The organism is Rhizobium sp. 01T437 (assembly GCF_056398505.1).
In genome coordinates, this window is the sequence record NZ_JBFTPM010000006.1 from 491,098 (window position 1) to 503,854 (window position 12,757).

At 60.9% G+C, this 12,757-nt stretch carries 7 protein-coding genes and 1 pseudogene; 4 read left to right on the plus strand and 4 right to left on the minus strand.

Annotated features, from left to right (window positions below):
- Positions 1-2: 2 nt before the first annotated feature.
- Entirely contained in the window at positions 3-2,453 is a 2,451-nt protein-coding gene (locus AC1DM5_RS15520) for a DNA translocase FtsK (protein ID WP_477820810.1), read from the minus strand.
- 274 nt (positions 2,454-2,727) lie between these two features.
- On the minus strand, positions 2,728-5,727 hold the full coding sequence (gene polA, locus AC1DM5_RS15525) for a DNA polymerase I (RefSeq protein ID WP_477975214.1): 3,000 nt from the start codon (positions 5,725-5,727) through the stop codon (positions 2,728-2,730).
- A gap of 424 nt (positions 5,728-6,151) precedes the next feature.
- On the opposite strand from polA, the gene AC1DM5_RS15530 reads away from it, so the two are divergent.
- A complete protein-coding gene (locus AC1DM5_RS15530) occupies positions 6,152-6,568 on the plus strand; it encodes a MarR family winged helix-turn-helix transcriptional regulator (protein WP_007813909.1) in 417 nt (138 codons plus the stop codon).
- A gap of 102 nt (positions 6,569-6,670) precedes the next feature.
- On the opposite strand, the pseudogene AC1DM5_RS15535 reads toward AC1DM5_RS15530, so the two are convergent.
- A pseudogene (locus AC1DM5_RS15535) lies at positions 6,671-7,738 on the minus strand (MHYT domain-containing protein); the annotation flags it as partial.
- Between the two features lie 186 nt (positions 7,739-7,924).
- Between AC1DM5_RS15535 and AC1DM5_RS15540 the strand changes: the two are divergent.
- Both AC1DM5_RS15540 and AC1DM5_RS15545 read left to right on the plus strand, forming a co-directional pair.
- A complete protein-coding gene (locus AC1DM5_RS15540) occupies positions 7,925-9,313 on the plus strand; it encodes a dipeptidase (protein ID WP_477820808.1) in 1,389 nt (462 codons plus the stop codon).
- 135 nt (positions 9,314-9,448) lie between these two features.
- On the plus strand, positions 9,449-9,748 hold the full coding sequence (locus AC1DM5_RS15545; protein ID WP_477820807.1) for a hypothetical protein: 300 nt from the start codon (positions 9,449-9,451) through the stop codon (positions 9,746-9,748).
- A gap of 139 nt (positions 9,749-9,887) precedes the next feature.
- On the opposite strand, the gene AC1DM5_RS15550 is transcribed toward AC1DM5_RS15545, so the two are convergent.
- Positions 9,888-10,070, minus strand: a complete 183-nt coding sequence (locus AC1DM5_RS15550; RefSeq protein ID WP_477820806.1) for a hypothetical protein — start codon at positions 10,068-10,070, stop codon at positions 9,888-9,890.
- Between the two features lie 257 nt (positions 10,071-10,327).
- Between AC1DM5_RS15550 and AC1DM5_RS15555 the strand changes: the two genes are divergently transcribed.
- Complete coding sequence (locus tag AC1DM5_RS15555) at positions 10,328-12,634, plus strand: transglycosylase domain-containing protein (protein WP_477820805.1); 2,307 nt, start codon at positions 10,328-10,330, stop codon at positions 12,632-12,634.
- Positions 12,635-12,757 lie beyond the last annotated feature (123 nt).

The following is a 12,757-nucleotide window of genomic DNA, read 5'->3' on the forward strand; positions in this document are numbered from 1 at the left end:
GATTATTCGCCGTCGCTGCGCCCCGAGACAATTTCACGCTTGCCGACATGGTTTGCCGGGCCGACCAGCCCTTCCTTCTCCATGCGCTCGACCAGCGAGGCGGCTCTGTTATAGCCGATGCCGAGGCGGCGCTGGATATAGGAAGTCGAGCACTTCTTGTCGCGCATGACGACCTTGACGGCCTGCTGGTAAAGCTCGTCGCCATCTTCAGCGCCTGCGGCGCTCTTGTCGAAGACTGCGCCGTCCTCTTCATCCTCACCCTCTTCGTCCTCGCCTGCCGTGACCGTATCGAGATATTCTGGGCGGCCCTGCGTCTTTAGGTGTGCAACGACTTTTTCGACTTCCGCATCGGAAACGAAGGGACCATGGACACGGGCAATGCGCCCGCCGCCCTGCATGTGCAGCATGTCGCCCTGGCCGAGCAGCTGTTCGGCGCCCTGCTCGCCGAGGATCGTGCGGCTGTCGATCTTCGAGGTGACCTGGAACGAGATGCGGGTCGGGAAGTTTGCCTTGATCGTGCCGGTGATGACATCGACCGAGGGACGCTGCGTCGCCATGATGAGATGGATGCCGGCAGCACGCGCCATCTGGGCGAGACGCTGCACGGCGCCTTCGATCTCCTTGCCGGCGACCATCATCAGGTCGGCCATTTCGTCGATGATGACGACGATATAGGGCATCGGCGCGAGGTCCAGCTCCTGCTGTTCCTCGATTGGCGCGCCGGTCTGCCGGTCGAAGCCGACCTGGACCATGATATGGATGGTCTCGCCCTTTTCGCGGGCCTGGGAGACGCGGCCGTTGTAGCCATCGATATTGCGCACGCCGAGGCGCGACATCTTGCGATAGCGCTCCTCCATCTCGCGCACGGCCCATTTCAGCGCCATGACAGCTTTCTTGGGATCGGTAACGACTGGCGTCAGCAGGTGGGGAATGCCGTCGTAGACGGAGAGTTCCAGCATCTTGGGATCGACCATGATGAGGCGGCACTGTTCCGGCGTCATGCGGTAGAGCAGCGACAGGATCATCGTGTTGATGGCGACGGATTTGCCGGAGCCGGTGGTACCGGCAACGAGCAGATGCGGCATCTTGGCGAGTTCGGCGATGACAGGCTCGCCGCCGATCGTCTTGCCGAGGCCGAGCGCCAGCTTGTAGCCGCTCTTGTCGAAATCGTCGCTCTCGATCATCTCGCGGAAATAAACGGTTTCGCGCGTCGCATTCGGCAGTTCGATGCCGATGACGTTGCGGCCGGGAACGACGGCCACACGGGCAGACAGCGCCGACATGGAGCGAGCGATATCATCGGCAAGGCCGATGACGCGGGACGATTTTACGCCCGGTGCCGGCTCGAATTCATAGAGCGTGACGACCGGGCCGGGGCGGACATGGATGATCTCGCCCTTGATGCCGAAATCCTCCAGCACGCTTTCCAGGAGGCCGGCATTCTGCTCCAGCGTTTCCTGCGACATGATCTCGCCAAGCCGCTCCGGCGGCTCCTGCAACAGGGCGCGCGGCGGGAATTCGTAGCCCGATGCATCGACCTTCTCGACGATCATGCGGGCCGGACGAAGCGGCGACGGGGCAGCGGCCGCGATTTCGACGCGCGACACCGGCGGCAGTTCGGCCTGCGGCTGCGTCGGCTGGATGACCGGCGCGGCCTGGGTAACGGGCGATTGCGCGGCTGGCTGCTCAGCAACGGGTGACTGGACGACAGGAGTCCTAGCAAGCGGAGGGTGGGCGAGCGGAGGGCGGGCAGCCGGCGGCCGACTCAGGGGTGCTGCGGCTGCCGGAGGACGAGCCGCCCGGACGGGTGCAGCGGCAGCGGGCGGGGCGGCGCGTGGTGTTACCGGTGCCGGATTATGCCGGCCGGGACGCCATTCCATGATGCGGAAGCGCGCAGTGATCGATTCGGGCTCGGCCTGCGACAGGTTGATCATTGGCGCACGCGACGGCTCGGCATCCGTCTCCTCAAAAGCCATGACTTCCCAGAAGGCAAAATCCGAGATCGAGGAAAGCTCCGATGCGGCGCGCAGCGTGGTTTCCACGGGTGCGGCGGCAACCGGCTGCGGCTGCGCTTCCGTCTGCTGGGCGATGACCGGCTCGACCACTTCGGGAAGATAGATATCGAAGGGCACGTTGACCGTGATCGGCACTCGCATCGGCGTCGGTTGCTGTGCGGCCGGGGATTGCGATGGGGGCGCAGGTTGCGGCGCGGGGGGAGCAACGACGACGATCTCCTCGCGAACAGGCTCTTCCGGGGCGCGGCGCTTGCTGATCAGCGTTTCCGGCGTGCGGGTGAAGCGGACATTCGGTGCGAGCGAGAAATTGCTCTGCCAGAGCGGCGGAATCGGCTTTTCGCCCTCATATTCCACAGTGGCATTTTCCACGTGATGGTCAGCTTCAAGTCCCGAAGAAAACTCTTCGGCGTCCGTCAAATTGGTTCTGGGAAAACGCATGCGACAGCTACTCACTCACGCCTGGTAATTTCTGACATCCTTCCGGATAGAAAATGAAGGTTAATAAGTTCCTTCCAGCCATCCCGTTGAGGGACGGCTAAAAAGATGAAACATCATCAATTTCAGAGACTTGGTAAGAAAGGAAAAATCTTTGGCCGAATGAGACAAAGCGCCTAAAGCACGTCGCGATCTTCCAGATCGCTTGCCGCGCTTCAGGCCTTTGTTTTCGCATGTCGTTATCGCAAAACCGCTGCGCACTTTTGCGCGACATGCCTTAGTGCGCTTCGTCCCAATTGGTGGCGGCGCGTGCGTCGACGCGAAGCGGCACGCGCATCTCCAGCGCCGGCGAGGTGGCGTTTTCCATGACCGAAACGATTGTTGGCATCGCCTTTTCGACATCCTCGTCTTCGACCTCGAAGATCAATTCATCGTGCACCTGCAAGAGCATGCGGACCCGATCGGCAAGGCCGGCCTCGGCGAGCGCCGGCTCGATCTTGATCATGGCGCGGCGGATGACGTCGGCGGCCGAGCCCTGGATCGGCGCATTGATGGCCGCGCGTTCGTTGAAGGCGCGGACGGAAGGATTCGACGAGCGGATTTCCGGATAATTGATTCGGCGGCCGAAGATCGTCTCGACATAGCCCTTGTCACGGGCCATCTGCTTGCGGCTTTCCATGTAATCGCGGATGCCGGGGAAGCGTTCGAAATATTTCTTGATGTAGTCGCCGGCTTCAGAGCGCTCGATGGAAAGCTGGTTGGCAAGGCCGAAGGCGGAAATGCCGTAGATGATGCCGAAGTTGATGGCCTTGGCGCGGCGGCGCACCTCGCTTGGCATGCCTTCGACCGGCACGCCGAACATTTCGGAGGCGGTCATGGCATGGATGTCGATGCCGTCTTCGAAGGCACGCACGAGCTGCGGGATTTCCGCGACATGGGCGAGCACGCGCAGCTCGATCTGGCTGTAGTCGGCGGAGATCAGCTTGTGGCCGGGCGACGAAATGAAGGCAGTGCGGATCTTGCGGCCTTCGGCGGTGCGCACCGGAATGTTCTGGAGGTTCGGCTCCGAGGAGGAAAGACGGCCTGTTGTCGTCGATGCCAGCGAATAGGAGGTGTGCACCCGTTTCGTTTCCGGATGGATGTAACCCGGAAGCGCATCCGTATAGGTGGACTTCAGCTTGGTGAGCTGGCGCCAGTCGACGATCTTGCGGGGCAGCTCGAAACCTGCTGCCGCCAGGTCTTCCAGCACGCTTGCCGAGGTCGACCACTGGCCGGTCTTGGTCTTGGTGCCGCCGGCAAGACCCATCTTGCCAAACAGGATGTCGCCGAGCTGCTTAGGAGAGCCGATATTGAACCTCTCGCCGGCAAGCTGGTAGATTTCATCCTCGTACCTGGCTGCCCCCTGGGCCAGTTCGCCCGAGAGGCGCGAAAGGATCTGGCGGTCGACCGTGATGCCGCGCGCTTCCATCCGCGCCAGCACCGGCACGAGCGGACGTTCCAGACGCTCATAGACACGCGTCAGCTGGGTGGCGGCAAGGCGCGGCTTCAGCACCATCCAGAGGCGCAGCGTCACGTCCGCGTCTTCGGCGGCGTAGCGTGTCGCGCGCTCGATATCGACGAGGTCGAAGGTGACGTTCGACTTGCCGGAGCCGGCGACATCCTTGTAGGCGATCGGCGTGTGGCCGAGGAATTTCTCCGCGAGTGGATCCATGCCGTGCGCGCCGGTGCCGGCATCGAGCACATAGGATAGCAGCATCGTGTCGTCGAAGCTCTTCGTCTCGACGCCGTAGCGCTTCATCAGCAGGTAATCGTATTTCAGGTTCTGCGCGACCTTGAGGACGGATTCGTCCTCCAGCAGCGCCTTGAGGCGCGGCAGCGCATCGCGCATGGCAATCTGGTTTTCGGCGAGCCCGCCTCCCAGCAGATCACCGAAGCCCGTCTTGTGGTTGATCGGCACATAGGCGGCACGAATGCGCGTGCCGGTCGGGTCAGCGACATTGTCGGCAATCGCCAGAGAGAAGCCGACGAGCTCGGCCTGCATGGCATCGAGCGAGGTCGTTTCCGTATCGAAGGCGACGAGGCCGGTGTCCTTCGCATCGGCGATCCACCGATCGAGGGTCGCAAGGTCGCGGATCGTCACATAGGAAGAATGGTCGAACGGCAGGGTTGCGAAAGCCTCGGCGCGCGCCTTCGCAAGATCTGCCGGTGCAAACGTGCCTTCGACCGCGATCTTCGCTTTTGCGCGCGATGGAACCGCGACGGCCTCGCCACTGACGTCAGGCACAACACCGGCCACAGGTTCCGGCTGTACCTCGTCGAGATCCGGGCCATGCGCTTCAGCACCCCATTCGACCTTCACAAAGGCAGGTTCGATCTCGCTGGCGTCGCAACTACAGAATTCCGCGACACGGCGCGTCAGCGTGGTGAATTCCATGGTCTTCAGGAAGCCGATCAGCTTGGGGCCGTTCTGCGGTTCCAGCACGAGCGCGTCGAGATCGAGTTCCAGCGGTACATCGGTGCGCAGGCGCACCAGCTCGCGGGACAGCTTTGCCTTGTCGATGTTTTCGAGGATCGTCTGGCGACGCTTTTCCTGCTTGATCTCATGAGCACGCTCGAGAAGCGTATCGAGATCGCCATATTCGGCCAGAAGCTGGGCGGCCGTCTTCGGACCGATGCCGGGAATGCCGGGGACATTGTCGACGGAATCGCCGGTCATGGCCTGCAGGTCGATCATCTTTTCCGGCGGCACACCCCATTTCTCGATGACATCGGGGATGCTGATCTGCTTGTCCTTCATGCTGTCGTACATGTGGACATTCGAGCTGACGAGCTGCATCAGATCCTTGTCGGAGGAGACGATCGTCACATCGGCGCCGACGGCTTCGGCCTTACGGGCATAGGTGGCGATGATATCGTCGGCTTCGAAACCCTCCGTCTCGATGCAGGGCAGGTTGAAGGCGCGCGTCGCCTCGCGGATCAGGCCGAACTGCGGCACCAGCTCTTCGGGTGGCGCTGAACGGTTCGCCTTGTAGGCGTCATAGAGATCCTTGCGGAAGGTCTTCGACGAATAGTCGAAAATGACGGCGAGGTGGGTCGGTGTTGCGGCGACTTCCGTGCCGCGCGCGTCCCTCAGCAGCTTCCACAGCATGTTGCAGAAACCGGAGACGGCGCCGATCGGCAAGCCGTCGGTTTTGCGCGTCAGCGGCGGCAATGCGTGAAAGGCCCGGAAGATGAACCCCGAACCGTCGATAAGGAAGAGATGATCGCCTTTTTTCATGGCAGCATGGATAGCGCGGCGGCTTTGCGAGGTCCATATAAACTTGATTGCGCAAAAGCATTCCGCCTCACCAAACTGTTACCAATTTGTAATAGGCGGTTTTTTCTCTTTCCCTTGAAAAACCACATTCTCAATCACAAATCACACCTACCGGCGTTTGATCGCGCCGCGGGTCTGATAGCCGGCTTGTCCCCCGCCGCGTCAGGCTTGGACAAAGGCCTCATCCCCCTCTCCGGGCCTTTGTCCCCATTTTCAAGCCGCCATGGCCATCCTCCAGGCCATGGCGGCTTTGTTTTTCGGGTAATCGCTTCACCTCTCGAAAATTTAAGAGCTTGCCGCATATGTTTTGATGGATCGTATGCGATTTGTTGCATTGTCTACTGCACGATTTTGAGCCTAATTTACAATCATGGGATTTAATCGAATGGATTCCGGTGCCTACCTTGCCAGCCAGCTGGCCAAGGGTTTTGCCCGCTCGCTACATCAGCGCGCGGCAGGACTCGGCTTTTCTCCCGGCCAGTTCCCCATACTTCTGGAACTTTGGGCCGAAGACGGGCTCACCCAGAAGCAGCTTCTGGAGCGCGTCGATATCGAACAAGCGACGATGGCCAACACCCTCTCCCGCATGGTGCGCGACGGGCTGATCGAGCGGCGCCCGCACCCGACCGACAAACGCGCCCAACTGATCTTCCTCTCCGAGAAAGCCAAGGCGATGGAGGCTGAGGCCATCGACACGGCGCGCGAGGCCGATCTTGCGCTGTTCAAGGGCTTCCGAGTCTTCGAGCGGGAGCTCATGCTCGAATATATCCGGCGCCTCATCAACAACGCCAAGGCACTCTGAATCGCTCTGGGGCGGCGCGGTTGCGCTTGAGCTTTATTACCCGGCCTCGGCAAGCCGGCAATCTGCGCCCACTCTAGCTCAGCGACCTGCAGAGCCTGGCGAAACATCATGACGGGCAAGATGCTCGCTCATCTCTTCAGCGCGCCTGTGCTGGGTAAGGTCGCGAACGACGAGAACATCGCAATGGCGCCCGCGATAGACGATCCGCCGTGTGACAACCTCGACACGGATCTCCCTCTCATCCTTGGCAATCAGCAGCATTTCCCGGTGATCACTCTCCTGCTCAACATGGATGAGAGCCAGGACGGCAGAGGGAATGTTGCCAGTGAGTTCCGCAAGCTTCCAGCCGGACAGGGTCAGGAAGCGCTCATTGGTGTCGATGATCCTGCCTTCGCGCAGGATGACGAGGCCCTCCTGCGAAACGTTGGCAAGGCCGCGAAGATCGGTCAGATGGCTTTCCAGGAAGACTGCGCCGAAGGCCATGAGGATGAGGCCGGTTGCGACAACCATGACGATCACCGCAAGAACCTCGGGCTGGAGCGCCATCGCCGGCACCTCGCGCGTTGGGTCGGGCACCAGCGTAATGCTGCTCATCGAGATGAAATGCAGCGTGCAGATCGCCAGCACGAAGGCGCCGGAGGCGGCGGCGAAGCGTTTCATGCCTTTCAACTGGAAGAAGACGAGGAAGGCTACCGTCGCCAGAACCGCGCAGGAGCAGAAAGCAACGACCGACGTGAAGGCATCATAGACGATGACGGCCGGGGCCTCGATCGCCTGCATGCCAGTCATATGCATGGCCGTGATGCCAAGCGCCATCAGCAAGCCACTAAAAGCAAGGGAATAGCCGGTTCTGCCCTCCGACGCGATCAGTATGGCCACCCAGGAGCCGAAAATCGACAGGAATACCGAGAGAAAAGTGAGGCGCAGATCGTAGCTGATCGGCATGCCGCCATCATAGGCGAGCATCGCGATGAAATGCGTTGCCCATACGCCCACGCCGCAGGCAAAGGCTGACGTGCCGATCCAGAGCTTTCGCTGGCCGACATCGCATTCCTGGGCACGGAAAAGAAGGAGCATGGTCGTCAGGCTGCCAACGAGGCAGACGATCACAGCGGCAACGACCAGCCGCCAGTCATGATTATCCCTGATACAGGCAATAACCGAGAACATCCGCCACCTCGAAAGTCGACCTCTGCACGATTTTATTTAGATTGTGCTAAATAACCGTAAATTGCATTTAATGTCACTACTTTATCTATTGTAGCATTTGGTGCCAACATAACATCTTGAAATTTGACGCTCGAAACCGCAGCCGATTGGGTCTATCGTCCGGCCGAATTTCAGAAGGAGTCGGAAATGACCGAACTAAATCCCATCCTTGCGCGTGCCGACAAGAATCTCGATTCAAGCCTCGAAAAGCTGTTCGAGCTCTTGCGCATCAAGTCGATCTCGACCGATCCGGCCTATAAGGCCGAATGCCGCAAGGCAGCCGAGTGGCTGGTAGCCTATCTCAAGACGCTTGGCTTTGATGCCTCGGTTCGCGACACGCCCGGCCACCCTATGGTGGTCGCTCATCACGAAGGTGCCTCGGCTGATGCGCCCCACGTCCTGTTCTACGGTCACTATGACGTGCAGCCGGTCGATCCGATCGAGCTCTGGGAAAACGACCCGTTCGATCCCGCCGTCAAGGATGCCGGCAACGGCCGCAAGATCCTGACCGGCCGCGGCACTGCCGACGACAAGGGCCAGCTGATGACCTTCGTCGAGGCCTGCCGCGCCTATAAGGAGATCAACGGCGCGCTTCCCTGCCGCGTCACCATTCTTTTCGAAGGCGAGGAAGAATCCGGCTCGCCGTCGCTGAAGCCGTTCCTCGAAGCCAATACCGCCGAACTCAGGGCCGATTACGCCCTCGTCTGCGACACGAGCATGTGGGATCGCGATACGCCGGCAATCGCGGCCGCTCTTCGCGGCCTTGTCGGTGAAGAAATCGTGGTAACGGCCGCCGATCGCGACCTGCATTCCGGCCTGTTCGGCGGTGCCGCTGCCAACCCGATCCATATTCTCGTGGAGGCGCTTGCCGGCCTGCATGACGAGACCGGCCGCATTACACTCGAGGGCTTCTACAACGGGGTCGAGGAAACGCCCGCCAACATCAAGGCATCCTGGGAGGCGCTCGGCAAGTCGGCGGAAAACTTCCTCGGCGAAGTTGGCCTCTCCATTCCCTCGGGCGAAAAGGGCCGCTCGGTCCTGGAACTCACCTGGGCGCGCCCGACGGCCGAGGTCAACGGCATCTGGGGCGGCTATACCGGTGAAGGCTTCAAGACTGTCATTGCCGCAAAGGCATCGGCGAAAGTCTCCTTCCGCCTCGTCGGCACGCAGGATCCGGCGGCGATCCGTGAAAGCTTCCGCAACTACGTTCGCTCGAAGATCCCGGCCGATTGCTCGGTCGAGTTCCATCCGCATGGCGCCTCGCCGGCCATTCATCTTTCCTATGACTCGCCTGTTCTGACCAAGGCGCGCAACGCGCTTTCCGATGAATGGCCGAAGCCTGCCATTGTCATCGGCATGGGTGGCTCGATCCCGATCGTCGGCGATTTTCAGAAAATGCTCGGCATGGAATCCCTGCTCGTCGGCTTCGGTCTTTCCGACGACCGTATCCATTCGCCGAACGAAAAGTACGAGCTCGCCTCCTACCACAAGGGCATCCGCTCCTGGGTGCGTATCCTTGCTGCACTGAAGGCTTGAAACAAAAAAGGCGTGCCCGCGGTCTGCGCGGCACGCCATCCGAAATCTGCAAACAAAAAGGCCGGGGCAAACCGGCCTTCCGTTATCCGCCTCATCTCAGTGCCAGTACATCCGTGGTCAAAGGAGAAGCGGATAGTGCACAGCCAGAGTGATCCCGAAAGGTTTACTGCCGGTAAACGGCTAGTTCAACCAGATCGCGGAAACGATACAACAGATAACGCGTACAACATTTCCGGGCTGCGATTTCTGAAACCTTATATCGGAAGCCGCCTTTCACATTTCAAGACCCCGCGGAAAACCTTGATCGCCGTCACCTTCAGCGTCGACCCCTATTGGGATCGTTATTACCGCAATCGCGACTTCTACAGTGATCGCGACCGCCGGCGCCGCGGGCCGGACTATTATTATCGCGATCGCCGGCCTTATCGCCCCTAAAGAAAAGGACCCGACGTATCTGGTGATACGCCGGGCCTGATATCGATCGGCACGTGTTGAGGGGAGACGGCCGATCTGAGCGGGACGTGAGGGGTATGTCCCGCTCTCGATAAAACTGCTGCGAAGCCTATTGGTTCCCTCACCAGCCGGAAGATGTGCGACGCTGGGTCGCCAGCAGTTCGCGCATCTCTGCATAAGGGCCAAGCAGCATCTTCAACCTGCTCTCCTCCACCCTGTCGAGGCGATAATGCTGCGCAAAGGCATGCACGCTCCAGACTTCGCGGAGGCGAGCTTCGTCCATCTTGTCGGGATCGATCGTCATTTTCTGCCTGATATTGCGCTCTGCTTCTTCGGAGAAGCGAAGTCGCGGCGATATATGTCAGTTTTGTGACGCCCACAATGAATGGCAGCCATGCGGGGAAGTCACGGCTGGCTGACGGAGAAAATGCAGGCAGGGAGAGTACTTGGCCGTATTGGTATTGTTCTTAACAGCCCGTTAATTCGCCGCATTTACAATTCAATCGGATAAAACCGTTGCCTGGGGGCGCGGTCTTAGAGCAAGGGTTCAGCCGCTCCACGATGGTAGCCAGACGCAGATCAGACGACAGGATCGAACCGTCCTTCAACGGCCGCAGCAGCCGTGAGGAGGATGACGAATTCGCGCTCGATGCCGACGACCGCATCGACGGGCGGCACGGCTCCAAGCGTCCCTCGCGATCGCCCGCTCCCCGCCGCGCACCGGCAAAGCGTCGTCCCGAGCCGCGCGAGCGTGAAGGCGGTGGCCTGTTCGCGTTCCTGCGCAGGGTCGTCTACTGGTGCATCGTGCTTGGCATCTGGGCCGGCATCGGTGTTGCCGGGCTCGTATTCTACTATGGTTCGCGCATGCCGAGCGCCAGCACCTGGGCAATCCCGGAACGACCGCCAAACGTCAAGATCACCGCCGTGGACGGCAGCGCGATCGCCAACCGCGGTGCGACCGGCGGCGAGGCGTTGTCGCTGGACAACATGTCGCCCTACATTCCAGAAGCGATCATCGCCATCGAAGACCGGCGCTTCTATTCGCATTTCGGCGTCGATCCGTTCGGGCTCGCGCGCGCCTTCGTCAACAATGCGACCGGCCAGCCGATCCAGGGCGGCTCGACGCTGACGCAGCAGCTTGCAAAGAACCTGTTCCTCTCGCCAGAGCGCACTCTCGAGCGCAAGGTGCAGGAGGTACTGCTCTCCTTCTGGCTGGAACAGAAATACACCAAGGACCAGATCCTTGCGATGTATCTGAACCGCGTCTATTTCGGCTCGAATGCCTATGGCGTGGAAGCAGCCGCCCGGCGCTATTTCAACAAGTCGGCGCGCGATGTGAACCTCGGCGAAGCAGCACTCCTTGCAGGCCTTGTGAAAGCGCCGTCCCGCCTTTCGCCGGCCCGTGATCCGGACGCCGCAAATGCCCGCGCGCAGATCGTGCTGCAGGCCATGCGCGACCAGGGCTATATTAGCGACGGCGAGATCAAGACGGCGATGTCGCAGACGCCGGCTTCTGCCCGCAGCTACTGGTCGGGCGCCGGACAATATGTCGCCGATATGGTGATGGACGAGCTTCAGGGGCTGGTCGGCGACGTGAAGGAAGACGTCATCGTCGATACGACCATTGACAAGAACCTCGAAAAGAAGGCCGAGCAGTCGCTGGTCGATGTGCTCGACAAGGAAGGCGGCAAGTTCGATGCGTCGCAGGCCGCCCTCGTCTCGATCGACGGTACGGGCGCGATCCGTGCGCTTGTCGGCGGCAGGGATTATGCGACGAGCCAGTTCAACCGCGCCGTCAAGGCCAAGCGCCAGCCGGGTTCCTCCTTCAAGCCTTTCGTCTATGCCGCCGCGCTCGAAAAGGGCCTGACGCCCGACTCCGTCTTTAACGATGCGCCGATCCGCATCGGCAACTGGACGCCGGAGAATTACGAGAAGAAATATAATGGCGAAGTGACGCTCCGCACTGCGCTCGCAAAGTCGCTCAATACGGTGGCCGCCCAGCTTGTGATGTATGACGGGCCGGATCAGGTGATCAAGCTCGCCCACCGCCTCGGCATCGAATCAGACCTGCAGCCCAATGCCTCAATCGCGCTCGGCACCTCGGAAGTGTCACTCATGGAGCTGACGGCCTCCTATGCAGCCTTCATGAACGGTGGCTACAAGGCGACCCCGCATGTGATCCGTCGGGTGACCACCACCGACGGCAAGGTGCTCTACGAGAATACCTATGACAATCCGCCGCGCGTGCTTTCCGAGCAGATCGTCGCCGAAATGAACATGATGATGATGGGCGTCATCAACGGCGGCACAGGCTCGAGCGCCAAACTTCCCGGCTGGCAGGCAGCGGGCAAGACCGGTACCACGCAGAATTCGCGCGATGCGCTATTCGTCGGCTTCACCAGCAATCTGACGACGGGCGTGTGGTTCGGCAATGACGACGGCACGCCGATGAAGAAGGTGACCGGCGGCGGGCTCCCGGCCAAGGCCTGGAAGGAATTCATGGTCGCCGCGCATAAGGGGCTTTCGCCGGCACCGCTCTTCGGCATGGGCCAGACATTCTCCGACCCTGGCGCCGATCCCGCCAACGGCCAGCCAATGGCGCAGGCGCAGCCGGCACCTGAGCAGCCTTCTACGGTCGGCAGCATCATTTCCGGTGTCTTCGGTGGCAATGCCGACCTGAACCGCTATCCGCCGGCGCCCGGACAGCCGCAGGCGGCGATGCGGGTGAATGGCGGACCTGTGCCGCCTGCCGATGTCGCCGGCGGTTACGACGACATGGTGCCGCCCGGTGACGTCGGCGGGCCGCAGGCAACATCAGGGGCGCAGCCACGTCGCACGACCCTGCTCGATCTCATCATGGGGCAATAGGGGACAGTAGACAGTATTGAGACCGGATAAGACGCCTTGCGGAAACACGTCCCGCGCAAGGCTCGCCATGCAAGATTTGCACGGTTCGAGGGTGCAAAGCAGACCCTTTTCCGGCTACTGTAA

What these genes read in the sequence shown, in the direction of transcription:
- AC1DM5_RS15540 (WP_477820808.1), top strand. Translation starts at nt 7,925, where the DNA reads ATGACCGAACTAAATCCCATCCTTGCGCGTGCCGACAAGAATCTCGAT.
- AC1DM5_RS15555 (WP_477820805.1), top strand. Translation starts at nt 10,328, where the DNA reads ATGGTAGCCAGACGCAGATCAGACGACAGGATCGAACCGTCCTTCAAC.
- AC1DM5_RS15520 (WP_477820810.1), bottom strand. Translation starts at nt 2,453, where the DNA reads ATGCGTTTTCCCAGAACCAATTTGACGGACGCCGAAGAGTTTTCTTCG.
- polA (WP_477975214.1), bottom strand. Translation starts at nt 5,727, where the DNA reads ATGAAAAAAGGCGATCATCTCTTCCTTATCGACGGTTCGGGGTTCATC.
- AC1DM5_RS15550 (WP_477820806.1), bottom strand. Translation starts at nt 10,070, where the DNA reads ATGACGATCGATCCCGACAAGATGGACGAAGCTCGCCTCCGCGAAGTC.
- AC1DM5_RS15530 (WP_007813909.1), top strand. Translation starts at nt 6,152, where the DNA reads ATGGATTCCGGTGCCTACCTTGCCAGCCAGCTGGCCAAGGGTTTTGCC.